Genomic DNA, 24,496 nt, shown 5'->3' on the forward strand with positions numbered 1-24,496 from the left:
TAAGTCGTAGCTTGTCATAAAAAATAGGAACAGGACATTAACATGAAAATTCAGGGAAAAGTGATTGTGGTAACTGGTGGTGCATCAGGTCTGGGTGCAGCCACAGCGGCTCATCTGGTAGAACAGGGTGCAAAAGTGATTCTGGTCGATATGAACCAGGAACAGGGCAATGCCTTACAACAGCAACTGGGTGAGCAGGCTGAATTTGTACAATTGGATGTAACGGATGAGCAGGCGGTTGAAGCTTTCTTTAATCATGTTGAAAACAAGTATGGTCAACTCAATGGCTTGGTGAACTGTGCTGGGATCGCACCCTCTGCCAAAGTGCTAGGCCGTAATGGAATCCATGAACTGGCGATGTTCCAGAAAGTATTGAATATCAATGTAAGTGGCACATTTAACATGCTTCGTTTTGCGGCGGCTTTAATCGCCAAGTATGAACTGCAAACGGATGAAGAGGAGCGTGGCGTGATTGTGAATACGGCTTCAGTTGCAGCCTTTGACGGTCAGATTGGTCAGACAGCTTATTCTGCGTCTAAAGGTGCGGTCGTTGCAATGACGCTGCCACTAGCACGTGAGCTAGCGCGTGAAGCGATTCGTGTCATGACCATTGCACCGGGCATTATGGAAACCCCAATGCTGAAAGGCATGCCGCAAAATGTACAGGATGCTCTGGGGCAGATGGTTCCATTTCCACCACGTCTGGCTAAACCTCAGGAGTTTGCCCAGTTAGTGGGTCATATTTTTGAAAATAGCTATCTAAACGGTGAAGTGATTCGTCTGGATGGTGCCATCCGTATGGCTCCAAAATAAGTTCGAATCAACAAAGCAAAATACAAAAGTCAGAGTAGATAGGTTTATTCACTCTATATGGAAAATTAAAAGATAAGTAAGGGATATACGCAGTGCTTTTAAATGACGAACAGAAAATGATTCAGGAAATGATGCGAAACTATTCGCAGCAAAAACTGAAACCTACCGCTGGTTTAAGGGATAAAACGGCTCAATTTCCAGCACAAGAATTGAGAGAACTCGGTGAGCTTGGTGCACTCGGTATGACCGTGTCTGAACAATGGGGTGGAGCAGGCCTGGACTATGTGTCGCTGGTACTAGCCCTTGAGGAAATTGCTGCTGGAGATGGAGCCATCTCGACCATTGTCAGTGTACAAAATTCACTGCCTTGCGGGATTACCCAGCGTTATGGTACCGAGGAACAAAAGCAGAAATACCTGACTAAACTAGCGACCGGTGAATGGTTGGGGTGTTTTTGCCTGACAGAACCTCAAGCCGGTTCGGATGCCAGCGCACTGGAATGTAAGGCAGAACGTGATGGCGATGAATGGGTATTAAATGGCACCAAGCAGTTTATTACTACCGGTAAGCATGCCCAGATTGCATTGGTATTTGCAGTGACAGATAAATCTGCGGGCAAGAAAGGAATCTCATGCTTCTTAGTACCTACCGATAGTCCAGGATATATCGTCTCGAATCTGGAAGAAAAAATGGGGCAGCATTGTTCCGATACCGCAACCATCATTTTTGATCAATGCCGGATTCCGGCTGAGAACCTGTTAGGACAAGAAGGTGAAGGCTACAAGATTGCCTTGTCTAATCTGGAATCTGGCCGGATCGGGATTGCAGCACAATCTGTAGGTATGGCACGAGCTGCACTGGATGCTGCTGTTGAATATGCCAATGAACGTAAATCCTTTGGCGTCGAACTGGTACAGCATCAGGCAGTGGCGTTCCGTCTCGCAGATATGGCCACCCAGATTGAGGCAGCAAGACAACTGGTCTTACATGCAGCAACGCTTAAAGATGCAGGATTACCATGCTTAAAAGAAGCGTCCATGGCTAAACTGTTTGCTTCGACGATTGCAGAGCGAGTCTGCTCGGATGCGATTCAGATTCATGGCGGTTATGGTTATGTCTCAGATTTCCCGGTTGAACGTATTTACCGTGATGTCAGAGTGAGCCAGATTTATGAAGGTGCATCTGATATTCAGCGTCTGGTCATTGCCCGGGAAGTGAGCAAAGTTTAAAAGTCATGAAATAGCCGACTGTTCAAATCTTGCAGCTCATTTGAGGGATATGGAAATTGTGATGGTCTATAAAACATGGTCAATTATTGATTAAGCGAAAAGTGACTCAGCAGAGTGACACCTAACATGTCCTAGCAATAGGGCATGTTATATAAAACCGGCATTGCAATGGAATTCGCAGGCGGTAGACAGAACAACAAATACAACGGACACAGACATAAAGTCTGTTTATAAACGGAATAGAGGTTGTCGTGATGAAGACACTAGAACAAGCGTATCGTGAATTTAATTTTGACACTATGGTTCAACAACATCTGGCAGGAGTGCCAGATGCACTCAACGCCTATACAGAATGCTGTGGACGTTTTCTAGGACAAAACCGGATCGCGTTAATCTGGGAAGGTAAAAATGGCAAGACCCAATATTGGACTTTTGAACAATTGGCTGAGGCTTCAGGACAATTGGCTCATTATATGACCTCACTGGGTTTACAAGCAGGTGACTGTATCGCTGGTTTGCTCCCACGAACCCCCGAATTATTAATTACTATTCTTGCTACCTGGCGTATTGGTGCGATTTATCAGCCTTTATTTACCGCTTTTGAAAGCAAGGCAATCGAGCATCGTATTAATACCGCACATACCCGACTGATTATTACCAATCAGGAACAGCGAGCGAAACTGAATGATCTCGATATTCCACATCTTTTAACCGTACATCAAACGCCTGAAAGTACCAATCAGGATGCTGATTTCTGGACAGAACTCAAGAAATGCCCAACTGAATTTGAGCCGGTTCAAGGTCGTTTTAGTGACATTTTCCTGATGATGTTTACTTCAGGTACAACGGGGCTGGCAAAATCAGTGCCTGTTCCGCTTAAAGCTTTACTGGCATTTAAAGGCTATATGCTGCACGCCGTAGATTTACGTGACGAAGATACTTTCTGGAATCTGGCAGATCCAGGTTGGGCTTATGGTCTGTATTATGGAATTGCAGGTCCATTAAGTCTGGGACATAGCATCATTCTGGATGAACGTGCCTTTAGCGTAGACAATGCTGTTGAAGTCATTAAAAAATATCGGGTAAATAACCTGACCGGTTCTCCAACCGCGTTCCGGATGTTCTATGGCTTTAAGGAAAAATTTGATGCTGAGATTAGCTCATGTTTACGTGTGGTCAGTAGTGCAGGTGAGCCATTAACGCCTGAAGTCATTCAATGGTTTAATCATGAAATGGACGTCAATATCTACGACCAGTATGGACAGACGGAACTGGGAATGGTGATTGCCAATCATCATGCGCTGGAGCATCACAAGAAAATCGGTTCTGCTGGCTTTGCCATTCCGGGGCATCGTTTTGCAGTTTTAAATAAAGAGCATCAGGAAGTCGAAAAAGGTGGTATTGGTACTTTGGCCATGGACTGCTCAGCCTCACCTTTGATGTGGTTTGAAGGCTATGGCGGCAATAATCGTAAAGCCTTCGTGGGACAGTACTATTTAACGGGTGATACCGTAAAACTGAATGAATATGGTGGAATAGATTTCATTGGTCGTGCGGATGATGTTATTACGACTTCGGGTTATCGAGTTGGACCTTTTGATGTAGAGAGTACCTTGCTGGAGTGTGAAGAGGTGCTGGAGTCCGCTGTGGTTGGAAAGCCAGATCCGGAACGTACCGAAATTGTGAAAGCCTTTGTAGTGCTTAAAGCACAATATGCTGCTAGTGAAGAACTGATGCTGAAATTGCAAAACTATGTGCGTTCCCGTTTATCTAAACATGCCTATCCGAAAGAGATTGAGTTTTTAAGTGATTTGCCTAAAACCTCTAGCGGTAAAATTCAGCGTAATCTACTTAAACAGCAGGAAATTGCCAAGATTCAGGGTATCAAACAGGTCAGTTAAAATATTTATTTAAACATGTTGAAAAGGTCGCAATTGCGGCCTTTTTTATATGATTGATCTGTTTATTTTTAAATTTATCAGAGAAAATAATTGTCATTACAATGTAATACTATTCATCTTTTAAATAAAATAAATCAAAAATTTAGCCTCTTATTGCGAGGCTAAATTGAAGGTGAAATTCTTATTTACTTATAGATCAACTTTTTTGTGCTCAGCATCTGGTTCCCCAGCTTCGCCAGTCACACCACCTTTTAATGCCTTAAATAGCTGAGTTACTTTATTATCGGTGACATTCCAGTATTCTGCACTTTCAGCTTCAGCAATCAGTACACGCACGCTAGGATCGTCTTTACCCTCAAACCAGTTTTCTGCCCATGGATTCCATAATTTTTCAATCAGAATACGGTCAGTACTGATCTGTGCATTTGCACTGATCGATACATAAATACCATCAGAAGGTTTAGCGAAAGACAGGCCAATCTGAGTGCGACCAGTAGTGGCAGCTTTCACCAGATCATTGGTATCACGCATGATGAAATACAAGTTCTGATCTTCATTCATTTGCTCAGAATTGAGCATGGTCATCGGCTGAGAATGAATTTCCTGACTTTCGGTTACATGGCTGATCATGGTGTAACGCACATCTTTGATTAATTCCCATAATTTTTCACGATTATTATGCTGATTTTGTTCGTTCATCTATATGCTCCATACTATTTTTGAAAGCGAGGATAATTACTATTTATTCCTTAAGCAGCTTAATCATATTTAGGAATGGATACAGAGGGTCTCACTGAACTGATACATTTTCCTACTGAATTGCAGGCAGCAGCTACAGAAGTGCTAAACAATCGAAATTCAGTTACAGGGTGATAAAAGAATAGAAGAACGAGGTTCCAGGAAGATGTAATACGTGAATAAATTAAGTGGCATATAGATCAAGTTAAGTGCATTCATAATATGACTATTACATATTTATTAGGACACTATCAGCTTGATACGGAGCATTTAACTGATATGCTATTTAGCGCTAGTATTGCCAAGCCATTTATTGATTTGCTGTTTATGCGCAGAGAAGTTAATTTGCTCGAGATTTATCCGCATATTGAAATTTCGGTAAATGCACTTTTTGTGGCACATGCTTCTTAAAAATCTTCGAAACAAGGAACGACGTTGTCTATATCGACTATGGATGCCATATCCCCAGAGTTTGAACTCACCGATGCTGAATTGCACTTATATAGTCGCCAGATTCTTCTGGATGGCTGGGATATTGAAGCACAGGAAAAGTTGAAATTTTCTAATGTCTGTATCGTGGGGTGCGGCGGGATTGGTTGTGCCTTGGCAGAACTTTTGGCACGGGCAGGTGTTGGCAAAATTACCCTGATCGATCCTGATACGATTGAGATGAGTAATCTGCAACGACAACTGGCATTTACGCCAAATGATTTAGGCTTTTATAAGGCAGAAATACTCGCGAAAAGACTGGCTCAGATTAATCCGAATGTTCAGGTTGAATATATCAATCAAGCTTTAACGACTGAAAATGCAGAAAGTATTATTGAACATCAGGATCTAGTGCTGGATGGATGTGATCAGTTCGAGACACGTTATCTGGTCAATCAGAGCTGTGTAAAACTGAATGTGCCTTTAATCAGTGCTTCTGCGATTGGCTTGCAAGGGCAACTGTTCATGATGGAAGGGGATTCAGCCTGTTATGCCTGCCTGTTCCCATCTGAACATCAGGCTGATACCAGTTTGCGCTGTGCAGATTCAGGCGTATTGGCGACTACGCCGAATGTGATGGCGAGTTTGCAAGCTCATCATGCTTTGCTTTATTTAGGCCTGGGTAAAATGCCACTTAGGCAGAAACTTTTACTTTGGGATGGTCTGAGTTTCAAACAGCGCATTTTAAGTTTCGAAAAAGATACAGATTGCCCGGTCTGTCAGGCAAGATAGGCCTGCAAAATTTAATTTTTTTGCTACACTGCATGTAATTAATTTTTCCTAAGACATTATGAAAAAAAATATCTGGTTAGATGGAATACGTTCGGTTGCCCGTATGGGTGAAACCGCGGTAGTTGCGGCGAAGGCCGGCATTAAATATGCTACTGAAAAGCCAAGTAATGCCAAACTCATGCGTGAAACATTTGAGTCTTTAGGCTCAACCTATATCAAGCTCGGTCAGTTTATTGCCAGTACGCCGTCGCTGTTTCCGCGTGAATATGTGGAAGAGTTTCAGGGCTGTCTGGATCAAACACCGACCTTGCCATTCAGCTATATCCAAGAAGTGCTAGCATCAGAGTTTTCTGGCCGAAACTTGGATGAAATCTTTGCCTCAATTGAAGAAACACCACTGGCTTCTGCTTCCATTGCACAGGTACATGCGGCCAAGCTGGTTTCTGGTGAAGATGTAGTTATTAAAGTACAAAAGCCGGGTGTGGAAACAATTCTATATACCGATTTAAATGTATTGCATTGGGCGACCAAACTGCTGGAAAAAGCAGTACCGAAAGTAAAATTTGCGTCATTGGCAGATATTGTCGAAGAAATCAAAACCCGGATGGTGCGTGAAGTTGATTTTATTGAAGAAGCACAAAATCTGGATGATTTCGTCAATTATCTGAATATCACCAATAACAAAGCAGCAACTGCTCCTAAGGTTTATCATCAATATTCAACACGTCGTGTGCTGACTATGCAACGTTTATATGGCGTGCCACTGACTGATTTTGAAGTGGTGAAAAAGGTCGCTAAAGACCCGTCACAGGTTCTCATCACTGCAATGAACACCTGGTTTGGCAGCCTGATGATGTGTAACAGTTTCCATGCTGATTTACACGCGGGTAATCTGATGCTGCTTGAAGATGGTCGTGTGGGCTTTATTGATTTTGGTATTGTCGGCCAGCTTAAACCAGAAGTCTGGACAGCGTGTATGGCCTTTATGGATGCCTTGCAGCATACCAATTATACCCTGATGGCAGAGAATATGCTGAAAATGGGCATGACTGCAGTTGCGATTGATACCAAAGTGCTTGCGGCTGATCTCGAACGTTTGTTTAGTGGTGTGATGTTAGCTGATCCTCAGGAATTACTGACTTCAAGCCCAGCAGATCTTAACGATATTATGATGGATATGGTGGCAGTCGGTGAACGTCATGGCATTCGCTTCCCACGTGACTTTGCCTTATTGTTTAAGCAAATGCTGTATTTCGACCGTTTCATGCGAATTCTGGCACCGTATACAGACATTTATGCAGATCAGCGTTTGCAGATGGTTCAGACCATGGACCCAAATTTGCTGTTAAAGCATTAATTTAATCCCTCCCGACCTCCCTTTAATAAAGGGAGGCTTTCATTACAAAATAATTAGAAGTGATGAAAGTCCCTCTGTATTAAAGAGGGATTTAGGGAGATTATTGGTAAATATTAAATTCCGAGTTTTAAAATGGACGCAATTATTATTGAAGGCTTAAAGGTCGATACAGTAGTCGGCTGCTTTAATTGGGAGCGTCAAATCATTCAGCCTTTAATGCTGGATCTAAACATTCGTACCAACTTAGAACAAGCGGCACAGTCAGATGAACTGGAAGATACTTTGAATTATGCCGAAATTTGCGAGATTTCAGCGCGGGTGATTCAGGAAGCTCAGCCAAAATTGATCGAACATGCAGCAAAACTGGTACTAGACGCGCTTTTTGCTACCTTTGAAAGTGTAGAATCGATTATGATTACGATCCGTAAGCCTGCCATTATCGCGCAAGCCAATTCTGTAGGGATACGTCTTGAACGCCACCGCAACGATATTCGCCCTAGCACTGGCGAGTAATTGTCATCCACAGCAACATTTTCAGGCTGCCCAGCAACGGATCAGTGAGTTGGGGGAAGTCCGGTTTTCTCCAATTTACCTCATTCCATGTCGGGATAGTATCGGAGCAGATTACTGGAATGCAGCCTGTCTCCTATACAGTGAGGTTTCTGTTCAAGATATGACAGATTTATTAAAGCAAATGGAAACGGATTCAGGGCGGGTTCGACCATCGCATCAGATCAGCCTGGATGTCGACCTGATTGCATGGGGAAATGATTTAAATCAGATGGACTTTAATCCGAAAAAATTACCGCTTGCCCTAGACGTAAAAATCCCGATGCATGACATCTGGTCTCATCCTGCATTTGAATATGATCGCCGTCTTCAATATCCACAAGTCAAAATTTAATTTATATCTAAAGCGAGTAAAAGGTATCTTTTAGCTTAGTTTAATTAGCGAATTGGAATTTGCTAAGAACAGCTGTCTATTTTTTCTTGTGATAAAAAACAACTAACAACACTATGATTGCAAACAGAATGCCAAGAATAATACCTGTTTCCATACGTCACCTTTAAAGCATTATTTTTTTGATAAATAGGTCATAGCTATTTAGCAGTTATACCTATGTCAATCGTTCTAGAATTTTAATAAATACGAGATGAAACCGGTTCGATTATAACAGCTAAATAAACGAATAGAGTTTGATTAAAATGTGAATCAATATTCTGTTGGATAGGCGGTTAAATTGATTGATCTACACTCAAAAAACGATCAATGAGTTATCTTGTTTAAGAATTCATAAGAATGAAAAAAGCCCTCAAAAAAGAGGGCTTCATTTGATACTTAAATATAATAACTGGTTTTAGTCATTAACTTGGAAATACCGGTCATAGCAATCTTGACTGGAAGGGGTAAATCTACACCGCCTGCAGCCAAAGCTGTATCACGATGATGCAGTTCATCTTCATTCATTTGTTCCAGAATGCGACGTGAGCGTTCATCCTGTGCGGGCAGCTGATTAATATGATGCTGTAAATGCATACTCACTTGGCGTTCGGTTTCAGCAACAAAACCCAGACTGTATTTGTCACCCGCAATGCCGGCAATTGCACCCATCCCAAAGGAAAGGCCGTACCAGACCGGATTGAGTAAACTGGTATGGCTATCCAGTTCTTGTAAGCGGTCTTCACACCAGGCCAGATGATCCTGTTCCTCAATTGCCGCCTGTTCCATTTCCCGACGTACATTTGGTAATTTCGCTGTTAATGCCTGTCCATGATAAAGCGCCTGGGCACAAACCTCACCACTATGATTCACACGCATTAAACCAGCCACATGACGGGCATCACTCACGGTAAGCTGAGTTTCAACCGGTTTGGCTGGATTTTCCCGTTGTGAGGAAGTCGTTCCTGGAACAAGACTGCGTAATGCCTGGTCAAAAGAATGAATAAGCTTATCGACACCTGTATATTGACGCATGAATTAATCCTCCAAAGGGGCTTTTGCGATTTTGATCATCGGTTTCAATCTATAGAGCAGCCATAAGGTAAACAGGCCACTCAACACTGCAGTAATACAGAAAAGTATTTTAAGATCAAACTCTAAAATGCTTAAAATAATAATTGAGAATATAGCAGAAGATACCATGAAAACGGCATTCAGGATGTTATTTGCTGCAACCACACGTGCACGATGTGAGCGGGGAGAATGCGCTTGCATCATGGCATACAGCGGTACGATATAAAAACCGCCACTGATGCCTAGTAAAGTTACCGCCAGCATCACATGATAATAGCTCCAGCCTTGCTGGAATACATCTGCCAAGCCGAGTAACGTACCGGTACGTTCCGGAACAAAGGCAAGACTTGCGGCTAGATATAAGGCAAAGACTACAAGGCCAATGGCACCAATGGGAACCATTTTGATATTGACCTCAGTACCTCCTAATCTGCGGCATAAATAAGAACCTAAGCCGATCCCGACAGAGAAAAAGGTTAAAAGCAAACTGGCGACATTTTCAGAAGCATGCAGGTTTTGTAAGGTGAGTTGAGGAATCTGGGTAAGATAGGTTGCACCATAAAACCAGTACCAGGAGTTACCCAGCAGAATTAAAAAAACCAGCGGTAAGCTTTTGGCATATTTAATGGTCTGAAAGCTGGTCCGGAAAAAATTCCAGTCAATGTTGATTTCAGGCGCTGGAATGCTCTGCTTCAGAATATAACGACTGGAGAGATAGCCAATCACGGCGATACTTAATACCGTCAGGCTGATCCAGATCAGATTGCCTGTAGAAGCAGCAATGACTGCACCACCCAGAATCATACCGAATAAAATTGCTAAAGAAGTGCCTGACTGGAACAGCGCGTTACCTGACATCAGTTCATCTGGTTTTAATACTTCAGGCAAAATGGCATATTTAATCGGGCCGAAAAAAGTGGATTGAGTACCCATTAAAAACAGGGCAAACAATAGAATCCATAAATGACCGAGTAGGAAACCAACAGTCCCCACAATCATGATCACAATTTCAAAAATCTTTAGATAGCGAATCAGCTGGGAACGTTCATATTTGTCTGCAATCTGGCCTGCCGTCGCAGAGAAAATAAAATAAGGCAAAATGAACAATAGTGCGGCCAGGTTATTTAGTGTGCTAATACTGGCTGATTGTTGCTGAATCCAGCCATAGGTAATCACCAGTAATAATGCCTGTTTAAAAACATTATCATTCAGTGCACCAAAAAACTGGGTCAGGAACATGGGTAAAAAGCGGCGGCTCGCTAACAAATGTTCATTGTTGTTCATATAAGACGTGCTACATTAAGATTTATTAAGAAATGTGAGATATACGTAAACATTGAGAAAAATCATGTAAGATACTTTCGTCCATGTAAAGGCAAAACCCAATAATTTAAGTTCTTTAGCTTATCTTTTTCGGTCAAATAATCAATTAAAGAATGTATTCGTTTAGAGTTTGCTATGCCCGCAAAGAGAAAATTTAAACAAACGATGCTGAATCGTAGTATGGGGTCTCTCGTACCATATCATGGCCGAGCCAGGCTATGTATGAGCATATTTTTCATGATGTTATCGCATCAGGGCATGGCACAAACCGAGCAGACGGAAACTCCGGTAGCACTATCTCAGGCAGAAATGATCGAAGAGTTATCCCAGGAAGCCGTACGACAAGGGGTAGCTACGACCGAAGCTGAAGCCACAGAAAAAGTTGAAGAAGCTTTAGAACCTGAAACTTCGACTGTAGATAGTATGCAAATGCTGCAAGAACAGCAGACTATGGGAACGTCTCTGGGTGAATTTCAGCCAATTGAGTTTGATGATTTAGAAAGCCTGCCGGTGCAAACGATTGACCAGAGTATGGCCAATGAGATTTATCAGGTCGCAGAAGAAGCGAAACGCGAGGCGCAAGCCTATCGCCAATCAGCGCAAACTGAAACGGTAGTCAATGATATGAGTCAGCAGGAACTGGTTGAAATCAATCAGGCACCTGTGAATGTTGATCAGCTTATGCAGTCCATTCAGGCCGATAGCCAGATCATTGTCCAAAGAAATGAGTCCGGTGCGACCTTATCCGAGTTGCCTGCACCAACAACGCCTGAAAATGACAAACGTCCGAATATTTTCAAACGACTGTTTTATAAAATCCGTCCACCTCGCCAGATTATGACCGCCAGTTTGCCTCGGATCAGTGCAGATGTGGTCATTGTGAATGGAAATGGTACTGCACAAAGCAATGGCGGATTGAATCGTAAAGCCCGGTCAGAAGGTTATACGAATCTCAGAAATAATGTAAAAGCTAAACTTTCTAGCTTTACTCAAGAATCCTTTGACGATTTTTCATTTGCATTACCGCAACTCCGTAATTTGTCCAATCAGGCTGCCCAAGCTGTAGGTTATTACAATGCCCAGTTCAGATTTGAAAAATTATCTGACAGTCGGGTCAGAGTTTATGTAACCCCGAATGAGCCAGTCATTATCAATACCCATAATATTGAGTTTAGTGGCCCAGGTGGTGAACAGCCGCAGTTCCAGGTTATTAGTCTTCTACCTGAACAGGAAGAAGGTGATATCTTTAACCATGGGGATTATGAAAAAACCAAGGATCGGATTAATACCGCAGCCAGCAATAATGGTTATTTCGATGCTTACTGGCGCTTGCACGATGTGCGCATTGCCCAACCCGAAAATACAGCCGATGTAAATTTACGCTTTGAGACAGGTGAGCGTTATAAACTGGGTAATGTCGAGTTCAGGATGAGTGATCCTGAAAAAGAATTTCCACTGAATCGTGATGTGCTGGAAAGTCTGGTTACTTGGGAAGATGGTGCCGATTACACTTTCTGGCGTGTAAATAGCCTGGCCAACAACCTGACGAACTCACGTTATTTTAACTATACGCTGGTGGATGCGATTCGTCCTGATCCTATTGATCGGGAGCTGGAACTGGCACCGGATATTCAGAGTCTGATAGAAGAACAGAAGTTTTCAGAAGATGAAATAGGTGTGGCCAAAAAAGCTGTACCGGCATCCGATCAGGAAGTTACACAGGATGTGGTGGATGAAGATCAGTTTGCCGGTAGCCGTGATGCAGAGAATCCAAATTTAAGAACTTTGCGGGTTCAGCAGCAGACCAAAGAAGACGAAGAAGAACGTTTAAAGGCTCAAGCTCGTGAAGAGAAAAAAATTCCGGTGATCGTGACACTGAATGCAGACCGTCTTAACAGTGCCGAAGTTGGTCTGGGTTATGGTACGGATACCGGAACACGCTTACGTGGACAATATCGCCGCGCGATCGTAAACAAGCGTGGTCACTCATTTGATGCCAACCTTGAATTGTCACAAATCCGTCAGTCCATTGATGGCCGTTATAATATTCCATACAACCATCCACTTAATGACTATATCAGTATCGTGGGCGGTTATGAGCGTGAAGAACGTGATGGTGTGGCCCAAGGTGATGGCCTGTTAATTGAATCTGCGGTACTCGGTGCTGACCGGATTATTAAAAATCCGCGTGGCAGCTGGCAACAAACTTACGGTCTGCGTTACCGCCTGGATCGTCTGACGCAGGATGGTTCAGTTGATTTTAGCCAGATTCCAGAAGCATTCAGATTCAATACTGAAGATGAACAGCAGTCTTTACTGGTGGGTTATGAAGTTTCCCGTACCGATAGTGATCGCCGGGTGAACCCGACCAAGGGCTTTAAGCAAACCTATAAAATCGAATTGGGCAGTGAAGCTTTATTGTCTGATGCCGATATGGCCATCATAAATGCAGGCTGGCGTTTTATCTATTCATTAGGTGAAAATGCCGATCACCAGTTTGTTGGACGTGCGGATCTGGGTTATATCTTTACTGAAGATTTTGCCAAAGTACCTTATAACCTGCGCTATTTTAGTGGGGGTGACCAGAGCATCCGTGGTTTCGACTATAAGAGTCTTTCTCCGGAAATTGAAGGCTTTAAAGTGGGCGGACAGGCTTTGGGTGTGGCTTCACTGGAGTATAATTATCAGTTCAGGGAAGGCTGGCGCGCTGCAGTATTTGCGGATGCCGGAAATGCCTATAATGAGGATTTTAGTAATCCAACAGAATATGGTGCGGGGCTGGGGATTCGTTGGGCTTCACCGATTGGCCCAATTCGTTTAGATGTGGCGACCGGACTGTCGGATGACAATTATCCGATTCGTCTGCACTTCTTTATTGGCTCGCAGTTATAAAACATTTATTAATTAAAAAATAGTTATTTGGGTAGATCATGGTCGAGAACCAACCACAGCCAGAACAAGAGCAACAACCTGAAGTTGTGCCGAAAAAGTGCCGTATCTTTAGAAGTATTCTATTGTCGGTTCTTTTTTCTCTTATTTTTCTGCTGTCTGTACTGGCGATCCTGTTTTCTACCGATAAAGGCAGTAAATTCCTGCTCGATCAGGTGATGCAGCGCCAGGAAATCATTCATTATGAATATGAAGGTGGGAACCTGTGGCGCGGGATTATCCTGAAAAATGTTCTGGTTACCCTGAAACCGGTCGATGTCAAAATTGACCGTGCTGATGTCAAGCTGGGTTGGCGGGCGATTATCAAAAAAGAAATTCATCTGACTGAAGCAGATGTAGTGAATTTACAGATTATTAATAAAAATCCGCCAAGTGATGAGCCATTCAAGTTCAATGCTATTCGTTTACCGTTTGTATTGCGGGTTGACCACTTACTTCTCGATCACCTGGTGATTAAAACCCAGACCGATGCAGTGGATTTTTATAATATTGAACTGAATGAAGCATTATGGTCAGGTACCGAGCTGAATTTCGAAGATTCCCGCATGGACATGGGCTATCTGTCGGTACGTGAAGCTACTGGGAAAATGCAGTTTGAAGGTAAATATCCATTGGATGCACGTGGTATTTTAAATCTGCCTTCACTCAGAGAAAGCCTGAATATTCATGATATTCAAGTGCGTGCTAGAGGCACACTGGATACCATTCAGGCCGGGGTCGCGACCAACACTCCAGATTTGCTGACAGGCTGGGCGGTTCTGCACCCGATGCGTCCTAATGTACCTATGCGTGGTGAACTCCAGTTTAAGCAATATCACTGGCCAATTCTGACAGAGCAAAAACTGTTTACGAAAGATGGTGTGGCTGAGTTTAATGGGAATACCAAGCGCCTGGATTTGAATGTCCGCACCGATATTGAAGGTGAAAATATCCCGGATGGGCAATATACCGCAGTGATGTATACCGATCTGGTCAATCAGCTCAATATTACTGATCTAAATGGTCAGCTGATGAAAGGCTCGGTAAGCCTGGCGGGTACTGTGGGCTGGGCTGATCGGGTGGATTGGGATCTGACAGGTCGCATGAATGGGATTGATCCGAAACATCAGCGAATTCCACAGGTAGTGCAGGACTTTCTGCCACCAAGTCTGGATGGCAGTATTGCCTCTGCCGGCAATCTGGAAAATGGCCTACATTTAACAGGATTGGTTGATTTTGACCGCTATGAAACCTGGAATATCAAGCTGGATCAGAAGCCGGTTAATGACAATAAAGCTCAACCGATGTTGCTGGATGTGGCCTGGAAAAATATTGATCGTGCTGTGCCTTATATTGGCTGGTTAAAAAGTGAATCAGGCGATGTTGATCTGGTACTGGTAGAAGGCCAGCAAAATATCCATGTTGCTACCCAAGTTGCTCAGCATGAAGAAGGGCTGTTGCCGACAGGAATGTATCAGGCACAACTAAACTTGAAAAATAACATCCTGAATGTTCCAAGTTTTAAATATAGCGGAAATGGACAGGCCGGCAGTCTAACAGGTAATGCACGAATTGAACTGCCAGAAGAAAAACGTCAGCTCAGATGGTCCGCAGTATTAAATGCCCAGAACCTGAATACTCAGACTCTGGCTGCAGCTTCACCAATTGACCGCTTGAATGGTCGGGTAAAAGCCAGTGGTTATGCACGCCCGAATCAGCAAATTATTAATCTCAGCGGTGTAGATCTGACCGGACGACTGGCTGCGCAAAATGAAACCGTTCACCTGACAGGTAATAGTAATATTGCCTTGTTGTTCCATGATGAAAAAGCAGGTGGCGGATTCAAAAGTTATGCGGTCAATTATGATGGTGCATTAAGTGCCAGCCAGATCAAGGCCAGTCAGGGATTGCTGAAACTGCGCTTGTCAGGTACGCCTGATATGCTGAATATCAAGGAACTGCGTCATGATGGTGTCGCTGGAAAAATTAATGCCAATGGTCAGGTGAACTTAGCAAATGGTATTGGCTGGAATGTAAATGCCTCTCTGGTGCGTTTTAAACCTCAGTATTTCAATGCCAAGCTTAAAGGTGAATTGTCTGGCAATCTGCAAACTCAAGGTATCTGGTCGGATGCAGTGAAGCGTGTCCAGATTCAACGCTTAAATCTGGCCGGTATGTTGAATAATAAACCGGTACGCGGTAAGGGTAATCTGGCTGTATTGATTGACTCCAAGCAGCGTGGTTTTGTACCGCAACAGTTTGAAGCCAATAACCTGTTCCTGTCTTATGCCAGCAACCAGCTCCAGGCCACAGGTAATGCACAGAATCTGCAACTTAAAGTGAATGCACCGGCATTATATGAGCTTTATCCAGGATTAAGAGGCCGGGTACAAGGCTACATCAATATGCAGGCACAACCGCGTTTACAAGCAACTGCGAATCTGGCAGTGGATAATTTTGCCTTCAAGAACCTGTTTAGCGTAGACAAGATTCGGGTACGCGGCCAGTTGCCGACTTCACAAACCACACCGACTTTATTGACTGCAACCATGGATCAGTTGCGTAGTGGCAATAGACAGATTGTACGCGGTGAAGTTTCACTAGCTGGAACGCGCGCCGCGCATGTGCTGCAAGTTCAGGCTGAAAATAAGCTGTCTAAATTTTTTGTTCAGCTCGCAGGTGGTTTTAATGCGCAAAATAACTGGTTAGGCCAGATCCAGCGCGGTGATTTTGACTCACTGCGTACCCATCTGGTGCAGCGTCAAAATGCAGCTGTGATTTATAACACTGCTCAGTCGGATCTATTTGTGGGCGCTCATTGCTGGATGAGCCAGCAAAGCCAGCTTTGCTTTGACCAGCCAATTCGAGTCAATAAAACTCGAGGCAGTGCTTCTTTTATTACCCGTAACCTGGATCTGGCTGACTTTAGTGCCTTCCTGCCAGAAGGTATAGCATTAACCGGTAAAGTGAATGGTTATGCTAAGGCAGCTTGGGCACAAGGTGCCAAACCGAAAATTGATGCACGTCTGGTAACCCGCAATGGGGTGATCGGCTTATCTTCTGATGATCCGGAATATTTAGGCTCGACTTTAAAATATGATGAAGTGGGGCTGGTCGCAAAAAGCGTGGCTGCTGGACTACAGATTCGTCTGGATGTGAAAACGCCGGATATTGGTACAGGCTATGCCAATGTGATTATTGATCCATATCGTGACAATAAACCAATGCGTGGCGAGATTGCCTTTAACCAGGTTCAGCTGAAGGTCTTTAAGCCATTCATTCAGGATGTGCGTAATCTGGATGGTACCTTGTCGTATGCAGGTAAAATTAGCGGAACGTTAACCGATCCATTACTTGAAGGTGAAATTCGGGTTAAGGACGGGGCGATCAGCATGATTTCATTGCCAGTCAATCTGACCAATGTGCAGCTCTATTCATCAGTCCGTCAAAATACCGCGACTATTAATGGTGCATTTAATAGTGGTCGTGGTGCTGGTAAATTAACTGGTTCTGTAGACTGGAAAGGGGATCCTCGCGTACAGCTCAAACTTCAGGGCGAAAATCTGCTGATTCGTCAGGCACCGTTGATTACTGCGGTGGTTACACCTGATTTGACCTTGGATATGTATCCGTTCAATAAAAAATTGAGCTTGAGTGGCAAGGTCGATGTTCCTCGTGCACTGATTTCAATGCCTGAAGCGTCTGAACCTGTGGTGGGCTTGTCTTCTGACGTACGCGTAGTACGTGAGGGAGATGACCAGCTCGCCATTCTGAAAGCTGCACGTCCATGGGATATTCGCGCAGATGTTGCAGTGTCGTTAGGAAACCAGGTGATCTTCCAGGGCTTTGACAGCCGTATTCCACTCTTAGGTCGTGTCAATCTGACGCAACGTGGTCTGGAATCTGCGATGCGTGCCAATGGCGCGATCGGGGTATCGCAACGGGTGAAAATTGAAGCCTATGGGCAAAGTCTGGATCTGAACCGTGCGATTGCGCGTTTTAATGGCCCACTGTCGAATCCAACTTTAGATATTGATGCCAATAAATCCATTCAAGGTAGTACGGTGGGTGTACGTGTCACTGGTACAGCCTCAAGTCCTGCCATTCAGGTGTATAACGATGTTGGTCTGTCTGAACAGGAAGCGTTGAATGCCCTGATTACTGGTCGTATCAATGAAGGGGCTTCAGGTTTAAGTCAGGCGGAAGGTTTTAGATCTGATGTAAACAACACCATTGCTGCCGCAGGGATCAGTCTGGGCTTGGGTGGTACGCGTGCCTTGACCAACCAGATTGGCCGTAGCTTTGGCTTGAGCGGTCTGGCACTGGATGCACAGGGCACAGGGGATGATACTCAGGTGTCTGTAACCGGTTATATTACGCCAGACTTGTATATCCGTTATGGGGTTGGCGTATTTACCCCAGTGAACAAGCTGACTTTACGTTATCAAATGAACCAGCGTTTATATCTGGAAGCCAGTCAATCTTTAGAGCGTGCAATTGACTTGTTCTATAACTGGCGATTCTAATCTAATCAAAAGCCCTCTAAATGAGGGCTTTTTTATAGGCAAGAGATTTCAAAATAGCCTAAGCTATTTAAATCATCAGGCTATACTGATTTAAGGTATTCAATAAAATTAATCCTTAAAGGTCTCGTTCAGTGCATTCTGAACGGCTTCCACTCGGGATTTACAGGCTTTATACGCCTGCATAGACTCTTCAACGATTTTCATCAGATTATCAATATCTGGTTCCTGCTGAGATTCAAGTAATTCAGCATTCTTTTTCAAGATGTCATAGCCTTCCTGAAAGCTCAAAGTATCATGTCTCATGGGGAGTTACCTGCGTAAGTTGTGCTGAAAATAGGCCATCGTGTAATTCAACTTGAACGGGTTGTTGTGCATTGATCTGATTGATTGAACGAACTACGTGATCTTGCTGCCGCACAATGGCATAGCCTTTGGACAAAACATGTTTGGGATTTTGCAGTAGTGTTTCCCGCATCAGGGCATCTAGCTGCTGATTAATCAGTTGGGTCTGTTGCTGGGCAAGGTTAGAAGTGTTGGACTTGAGCTGCTCTAAACGTTGCAAGGCATTCATAATCTGATGATTGGCCAGATTCTGGATTAGTTTTAGATATTGCTCATTCTGGTTTTGATAAGCCTGAATTTGCTGTTGAGAAAGCCGTTGGATGCTTTGCAGATTATTTAAAACTTCTTGAGTTAGCTCGACCACATGATTACGAATTCCAGCAATCACCTTACTCGGTGTGTCAAAAGATCGATGAGCGATTTCATCCAGAATCGTCCTGTCTTTTTCATGACCAATACCAACCCAGACGGGAACTGAACGTTTGCAGAGCAGGGCAGCCAGTGCATAGTCATTCAAATAAGCCAGATCATTGACTGCGCCACCGCCACGGATGATCACGATCAGATCAGGCGCGTGATGATACGTTTGTGCCCACTGCTTTAAAGCTTGTGCCAAGCTTTGCATGATGCTTTGCGCTGCAGTATTTCCCTGAAAGGTCGCACTGTGATAGATAAATTCGCATACCTGAGCTTCTTGCAAAGCATCAGCATCTTTCTTGAAATCGCCCAGACCTGCAGCCTTTTCCGGAGCAATCACCAGAATCCGGTTGAGGTCAAAAGGTGTAGGCAGATTTTTATTGCGATCAATCAGACCTTCGGTTTTCAGTCTTTCTACAATCTGCTGATAACGTCGGGCTATATCACCCAAGGTATATCCAGAATCAATCTCTACGATATTTAGGGAAAACCCATATTGCGGATCAAAACTAGCTTTTACTTTGATTAAAACCTTAAGATCCCGGCTTAGCTCAATACCACTTTCACGTTCAAATTGCGTCACAATTTTCTGTGCAGCAAATTTCCAGATCGTGGCCCGGCAACTGGCAATGACCTGATCATTGTCAGGATCTTTTTCTGCCAGTTCTAGATAATAATGGCCAGTTTTAATATTTAAATTACGAATCTCGGCTTTGACCCACACCGGTGTATCGAAAGTGATTTTGACCACTTCCTGAACCGTAGAAAGGTATTCTTTTAAAGAAAGCTGGAGATCGTCTTGCATGCTGAGATAAAGTTTAAAATTCAATCAAATATTAAAGCAATATGGCCGCTAGTACAAACATCAAGCTTCGTGCATAAAAAAGGCAAGGACAAAGAAGCTGGGCAATAATTAATTTAATAATCTAAAAACAAAATATTAGAGTAATGCTTGGTTGATGAAGGGTAATAAACACTTTGTATAATAATGTAATGACATTGTCATCTTAAAGCCATTCCAATAGTTAACTAAAACTAAATTTTGGCTATTTGAAAAAAGAAACTACTTTTGAAGGTTGATTATTGGTTAAGGTAAATCATAGGAAATAGTGCGAATCCTAAATATAATTAAATCGAATGATAATAAGAACTGTTCCTGCCGCTTTTTACAGAATTACAAACACTCAAGCCTTTTCAGATCTGACGCTATAAGTGGAATATGCTACATTAAAGGCGAATTCCTTTAGAAGAATACCGCTCATGACAAAAATAATTTTATCTGGTTTGTCCGGATTGTTTGCATCCATCCTCCTTGCTGGCTGTAGCACAACCCAGTCGCCTGATTCAAACTCTACGTCATTAGGAACAGCGAATCCAGCAAGTGCCTATTGTATTAATCAGGGTGGAAAGCTGGAAATCCGTAATGAAACTAATGGGCAAGTGGGCTATTGTCATTTAAAAAATGGGCAAGTGGTCGAAGAATGGGAATATTTCCGAGCAAACCAGCCTAAATGTATCGCTGATCAGGCAGCTGCGTTGGTTGGCCAATCCAATTTAACTGAAGCGCAAATCAAAGAGAAAACCAAAGCTCAAATGGTACGCATGGTTGCACCTGGCCAGCCTGTCACTATGGATTATCGTGAAGAGCGCGTGACGGTCACTGTAGATCCAGCTACTAAGAAAGTAGTTCAGGCCAGCTGTGGTTAAGATATGAAATGCTACTTTCGGGCAGGCAGTATCAATAAGAATAGGTAGAAATTTCATTTTAAATGACAAATCTGCGCTGATCTCTTATAGTGCCTCTCGGAAGGAGAAATTCATGAAAAAGTTATTTGCTTTATCGCTGATGGTTGCTCTGGTCGGCTGTGCAGAGAAAAAACCTTTAACCCCTGAAGAGCAGTGGCATGGCTATTGTCGTAGTGTGGGGAATGCTGCACGAACCATTATGCTGGATCGTCAGAATGCGATCGAGAAAGAAAAGGCTGTTGAGCATGCCAACAAGATCGATGATGACATCACTCGCGGTTTTATCCTGAATATTATCGATGAAGTCTATGCACTTCCGGAACAGGAAATTAAGACCGATGTAGATGCAGCCCGTGAGAAAGTCCGCGCTGAATTTACTGAAAAATGTATCGCCACACCGCATGATAAAATGCCAGATTACAAACCGTTCTAAGGAACGGTTTTTTTATATCTAAATAAAGCAAACTAAGGAATCTTCATTCAAATTAAATAGTGGTTTATAGATATAAGAATATTCTTCTAATAATAAAAATAGCCTAAGCAACATTAAATATAATTTGTGACAATTGCTAAATCTAAAATATAGAAATGCTTATCTTTATATTGAATAATGAATTTAACTCCAAAGCCTTGAGGAGAACAATAATATGGACGTCGTGAAGTATTTATATCACTCAGATCTGCTGTTAGAAGATGAAAAAGGATTGGCGATTATCGGTAGCGGACGCTATGTTCTGAGTGTAGGAGACAAGGTCGTGATTAAGCAGATCTTGGTGCAGGACAAAAAACGCTGTCTGGTCGAGATTTCCTTTGCCAGCAATAACCATAGCCAGACCTATGAAGATCAATGTGAATTAAAATTTGAGGGTTGTCGGGACGCTTTTCAGCAATATTTGAACTCGACGACAGTCCACTAAGGTGGAGTATCTTTTTCTAAGTAAATCAGGCAACATCGATGTTGCCTTTTTTATGCGTCAAATTTGGTTAAAAGTTGTCATATCTGTATTTAAATTATGCAAGGCGATGATGATTTGTTTATTGAATGATCTTTATAAGCATCATTTAGTTATAAAATAATGAGCATCACAAAGAAACACTGTACTTGCATTAACTTTTAACTGGAATTTTAGTAAAATTTTAGAGTCCATATTATTTGTGAAGCTTTTATAAAGCAGGAATTCACAGGTAATTTTTTAAAAAAGAGGAATAACACCGTGCTAGAAGCTTACCGCCAACACGTTGAAGAACGTGCCGCACTCGGAGTCCCACCGAAGCCACTTGATGATGCTCAAACTGCTGCATTAGTTGAATTATTAAAAAATCCCCCAGCTGGTGAAGAAGCATACTTAGTTGACTTGCTTGAAAACCGTGTTCCAGCGGGTGTTGACCAAGCTGCATACGTAAAAGCTGCGTTCTTAGCTGCATTGGCAAAAGGCGAAGCGACTTCTCCACTAGTTTCTAAAGAACGTGCGGTTTACTTACTAGGCACTATGCTTGGTGGTTATAACGTTGCTCCTTTAGTTGAACTTCTAGAAGACGCAGAGCTTGGTGGTCTTGCTGCTGAAGCTTTGAAAAAAACGCTTCTTGTATTTGATGCGTTCCATGACGTAGCTGATAAAGCACGCGCAGGTAATGCAAATGCAAAAGCTGTTCTTCAATCATGGGCTGACGCTGAATGGTTCACTAACCGTGCAGACGTTCCAGAAGAAATCAAACTGACAGTTTTCAAAGTAACTGGCGAAACTAACACTGATGACTTGTCTCCAGCACAAGACGCTTGGAGCCGTCCAGACATTCCATTGCACGCAAATGCAATGCTGAAAAACGAACGTGATGGCATCAACCCAGAAGTTCCTGGTGAAGTTGGTCCATTAAACCAAATTAAAGACCTCATCGCGAAAGGCAACAAAGTTGCTTACGTAGGTGACGTTGTTGGTACAGGTTCTTCTCGTAAATCTGCAACTAACTCTGTACTTTGGTTCTTCGGTGACGAAATCGCTCACATTCCTAACAAGAAAGAAGGCGGTTACTGCTTAGGTTCTAAAATTGCTCCGATTTTCTTCAACACTATGGAAGACGCTGGTGCGTTACCAGTTGAAATTGACGTAGCAAACATGAACATGGGTGATGAAATCACTCTTAAAATCGACAAGGCTGCTGCTAAAGTAACTGCGTTCAAAGACGGCGCTCAAATCGCTGAAGCTGACCTTAAAACTCCAGTACTTCTAGACGAAGTTCGTGCGGGTGGTCGTATTAACCTGATCATTGGTCGTGGTTTGACAACTAAAGCACGTGAAGAGCTTGGTCTTGAGCCATCAACTCTGTTCCGTACTCCAGTACAACCTGCTGACACTGGCAAAGGCTTCACCCTTGCTCAGAAGATGGTTGGTCGTGCTTGTGGTCTTCCTGAAGGTCAGGGTATCCGTCCAGGTACTTACTGTGAACCACGTATGACTACAGTTGGTTCTCAAGATACAACTGGTCCTATGACTCGTGACGAATTGAAAGACTTGGCTTGCCTAGGCTTCTCTGCTGACCTGGTAATGCAATCTTTCTGTCACACAGCTGCGTATCCAAAACCAGTTGACGTTCAAATGCAACACACGCTTCCTGATTTCATCATGAACCGTGGTGGTGTTTCTCTACGTCCAGGTGACGGTATTATCCACTCTTGGTTAAACCGTATGCTTCTTCCAGATACCGTTGGTACTGGTGGTGACTCACATACTCGTTTCCCAATCGGTATTTCATTCCCAGCGGGTTCTGGTCTTGTAGCATTCGCTGCAGCAACTGGTGTTATGCCACTTGATATGCCAGAGTCTGTTCTTGTGAAGTTCAAAGGTAAAATGCAGCCTGGTATCACTCTACGTGACCTAGTACATGCAATTCCTTACGTAGCGATCCAAGAAGGTGACCTGACTGTAGAGAAGAAAGGTAAGAAAAACATCTTCTCTGGCCGTATCCTTGAGATCGACCTGACAGAAATGGAAACTGACCTGACTGTTGAGCAAGCATTCGAACTTTCTGATGCTTCTGCTGAACGTTCTGCTGCTGGTTGTGCGATCACGCTTTCTGAAGAGAAAGTTGCTGAATACCTACGTTCTAACATCACTATGCTGAAGTGGATGATTTCACAAGGCTATGGCGATGCTCGTACTATGGCGCGCCGTGTTGAGAACATGGAAAAATGGTTGGCTAATCCATCACTTCTTAAAGCTGATGCTGACGCTGAATACACTAAAGTATACGAAATCGACCTTTCTACAATTACAGAACCAGTTCTTTGCTGCCCGAACGACCCAGATGATGCGAAACTTCTTTCTGACGTTCAAGGCGTAAAAATTGATGAAGTATTCATCGGTTCTTGTATGACTAACATCGGTCACTTCCGTGCAGCTGGTAAACTTCTAGACAAAGTACCTGGTGGTTCTTTATCTACTCGTCTATGGTTGGCTCCTCCAACTCGTATGGATGAACACCAATTGATGGAAGAAGGTTTCTACAATACTTATGGTAAAGCTGGCGCTCGTACAGAAATGCCAGGCTGTTCACTGTGTATGGGTAACCAAGCACGTGTAGCTCCAAACACAACTTGTGTGTCTACATCTACTCGTAACTTCCCGAACCGTCTAGGTCAAGGTGCTAACGTTTACCTAGCATCTGCTGAGCTTGCTTCTGTTGCTGCTGTATTAGGTAAATTACCTTCTCCAGAAGAATACCAACAGTACGCTGCTCAAATCGACAGCATGTCTGCTGACATCTACCAATACTTGAACTTCGACAAGATGAGCGAGTATACAGATGCTGCGAAAGACGTAGATACTAAGAAAATTGCTGCTGCTCAATTGGCTTAATGAGCGAGGAGGAGAAAAGCCGAAAGGCTTTTCCCGAGCGCAAGAGTAAATCTATGATTTACTTTGAAAATTAGGCGATAAGTAGTT

At 43.3% G+C, this 24,496-nt stretch carries 19 protein-coding genes; 14 read left to right on the plus strand and 5 right to left on the minus strand.

Annotated features, from left to right (window positions below; all coding sequences use genetic code 11):
- Nucleotides 1-42 precede the first annotated feature (42 nt).
- From AC4MCC_RS06425 to AC4MCC_RS06435, 3 genes are all read left to right on the plus strand, one after another.
- On the plus strand, nucleotides 43-813 hold the full coding sequence (locus tag AC4MCC_RS06425) for a 3-hydroxyacyl-CoA dehydrogenase (RefSeq protein WP_125279513.1): 771 nt from the start codon (nucleotides 43-45) through the stop codon (nucleotides 811-813).
- A 92-nt stretch (nucleotides 814-905) separates the two neighbouring features.
- Nucleotides 906-2,042 carry an acyl-CoA dehydrogenase family protein gene (locus AC4MCC_RS06430; protein ID WP_491880118.1) on the plus strand — a complete coding sequence of 379 codons (1,137 nt, stop codon included), beginning with the start codon at nucleotides 906-908 and terminating at the stop codon, nucleotides 2,040-2,042.
- Between the two features lie 254 nt (nucleotides 2,043-2,296).
- Nucleotides 2,297-3,943, plus strand: a complete 1,647-nt coding sequence (locus tag AC4MCC_RS06435) for an AMP-binding protein (RefSeq protein ID WP_491880117.1) — start codon at nucleotides 2,297-2,299, stop codon at nucleotides 3,941-3,943.
- 189 nt (nucleotides 3,944-4,132) lie between these two features.
- Here AC4MCC_RS06435 and AC4MCC_RS06440 read toward each other — a convergent pair whose 3' ends face one another.
- Complete coding sequence (locus AC4MCC_RS06440; RefSeq protein ID WP_034704527.1) at nucleotides 4,133-4,642, minus strand: pyridoxamine 5'-phosphate oxidase family protein; 510 nt, start codon at nucleotides 4,640-4,642, stop codon at nucleotides 4,133-4,135.
- A gap of 261 nt (nucleotides 4,643-4,903) precedes the next feature.
- On the opposite strand from AC4MCC_RS06440, the gene AC4MCC_RS06445 reads away from it, so the two are divergent.
- From AC4MCC_RS06445 to AC4MCC_RS06465, 5 genes are all read left to right on the plus strand, one after another.
- Complete coding sequence (locus AC4MCC_RS06445) at nucleotides 4,904-5,092, plus strand: hypothetical protein (protein ID WP_180013001.1); 189 nt, start codon at nucleotides 4,904-4,906, stop codon at nucleotides 5,090-5,092.
- A gap of 39 nt (nucleotides 5,093-5,131) precedes the next feature.
- Nucleotides 5,132-5,902: a HesA/MoeB/ThiF family protein gene (locus AC4MCC_RS06450; RefSeq protein WP_180002248.1), complete on the plus strand. Its 771-nt coding sequence runs from the start codon at nucleotides 5,132-5,134 to the stop codon at nucleotides 5,900-5,902.
- 58 nt (nucleotides 5,903-5,960) lie between these two features.
- The gene (locus tag AC4MCC_RS06455; RefSeq protein WP_491880116.1) at nucleotides 5,961-7,259 is read left to right on the plus strand and encodes an ABC1 kinase family protein; all 1,299 of its coding nucleotides are present in this window, start codon (nucleotides 5,961-5,963) and stop codon (nucleotides 7,257-7,259) included.
- A 132-nt stretch (nucleotides 7,260-7,391) separates the two neighbouring features.
- Nucleotides 7,392-7,772: a dihydroneopterin aldolase gene (folB, locus tag AC4MCC_RS06460; RefSeq protein WP_004783828.1), complete on the plus strand. Its 381-nt coding sequence runs from the start codon at nucleotides 7,392-7,394 to the stop codon at nucleotides 7,770-7,772.
- On the plus strand, nucleotides 7,729-8,163 hold the full coding sequence (locus AC4MCC_RS06465) for a 2-amino-4-hydroxy-6-hydroxymethyldihydropteridine diphosphokinase (RefSeq protein ID WP_419364824.1): 435 nt from the start codon (nucleotides 7,729-7,731) through the stop codon (nucleotides 8,161-8,163). Before folB ends, AC4MCC_RS06465 begins: the two co-directional genes overlap by 44 nt.
- 435 nt (nucleotides 8,164-8,598) lie before the next feature.
- Here AC4MCC_RS06465 and coq7 read toward each other — a convergent pair whose 3' ends face one another.
- Nucleotides 8,599-9,234: a 2-polyprenyl-3-methyl-6-methoxy-1,4-benzoquinone monooxygenase gene (gene coq7 / locus AC4MCC_RS06470; RefSeq protein ID WP_004783823.1), complete on the minus strand. Its 636-nt coding sequence runs from the start codon at nucleotides 9,232-9,234 to the stop codon at nucleotides 8,599-8,601.
- Nucleotides 9,235-9,237: 3 nt separating this feature from the next.
- On the minus strand, nucleotides 9,238-10,557 hold the full coding sequence (locus AC4MCC_RS06475) for an MFS transporter (RefSeq protein WP_419364821.1): 1,320 nt from the start codon (nucleotides 10,555-10,557) through the stop codon (nucleotides 9,238-9,240).
- A gap of 174 nt (nucleotides 10,558-10,731) precedes the next feature.
- Between AC4MCC_RS06475 and AC4MCC_RS06480 the strand changes: the two genes are divergently transcribed.
- Complete coding sequence (locus AC4MCC_RS06480; RefSeq protein ID WP_491885791.1) at nucleotides 10,732-13,488, plus strand: autotransporter assembly complex protein TamA; 2,757 nt, start codon at nucleotides 10,732-10,734, stop codon at nucleotides 13,486-13,488.
- Between the two features lie 38 nt (nucleotides 13,489-13,526).
- On the plus strand, nucleotides 13,527-18,050 hold the full coding sequence (locus tag AC4MCC_RS06485) for a translocation/assembly module TamB domain-containing protein (protein ID WP_491880115.1): 4,524 nt from the start codon (nucleotides 13,527-13,529) through the stop codon (nucleotides 18,048-18,050).
- A 108-nt stretch (nucleotides 18,051-18,158) separates the two neighbouring features.
- Here the strand turns inward: AC4MCC_RS06485 and xseB are convergent, their stop codons facing one another.
- On the minus strand, nucleotides 18,159-18,353 hold the full coding sequence (gene xseB, locus AC4MCC_RS06490; RefSeq protein WP_419364816.1) for an exodeoxyribonuclease VII small subunit: 195 nt from the start codon (nucleotides 18,351-18,353) through the stop codon (nucleotides 18,159-18,161).
- On the minus strand, nucleotides 18,343-19,614 hold the full coding sequence (gene xseA / locus AC4MCC_RS06495) for an exodeoxyribonuclease VII large subunit (RefSeq protein WP_419364814.1): 1,272 nt from the start codon (nucleotides 19,612-19,614) through the stop codon (nucleotides 18,343-18,345). The genes xseB and xseA overlap by 11 nt, the downstream gene beginning before the upstream one ends.
- A gap of 455 nt (nucleotides 19,615-20,069) precedes the next feature.
- Here xseA and AC4MCC_RS06500 point away from each other — a divergent pair, with 455 nt between their 5' ends.
- From AC4MCC_RS06500 to AC4MCC_RS06515, 4 genes are all read left to right on the plus strand, one after another.
- A complete protein-coding gene (locus tag AC4MCC_RS06500) occupies nucleotides 20,070-20,516 on the plus strand; it encodes an I78 family peptidase inhibitor (RefSeq protein ID WP_419364812.1) in 447 nt (148 codons plus the stop codon).
- Nucleotides 20,517-20,628: 112 nt separating this feature from the next.
- Nucleotides 20,629-20,988 (plus strand): hypothetical protein, encoded by a 360-nt coding sequence (locus tag AC4MCC_RS06505; RefSeq protein WP_004783806.1) that lies wholly within the window; start codon nucleotides 20,629-20,631, stop codon nucleotides 20,986-20,988.
- 214 nt (nucleotides 20,989-21,202) lie between these two features.
- Complete coding sequence (locus tag AC4MCC_RS06510; protein WP_005235947.1) at nucleotides 21,203-21,472, plus strand: hypothetical protein; 270 nt, start codon at nucleotides 21,203-21,205, stop codon at nucleotides 21,470-21,472.
- 297 nt (nucleotides 21,473-21,769) lie between these two features.
- The gene (locus AC4MCC_RS06515; protein ID WP_419364810.1) at nucleotides 21,770-24,409 is read left to right on the plus strand and encodes a bifunctional aconitate hydratase 2/2-methylisocitrate dehydratase; all 2,640 of its coding nucleotides are present in this window, start codon (nucleotides 21,770-21,772) and stop codon (nucleotides 24,407-24,409) included.
- Nucleotides 24,410-24,496: the final 87 nt, after the last annotated feature.

The organism is Acinetobacter sp. CAU_H_56, from assembly GCF_058599425.1.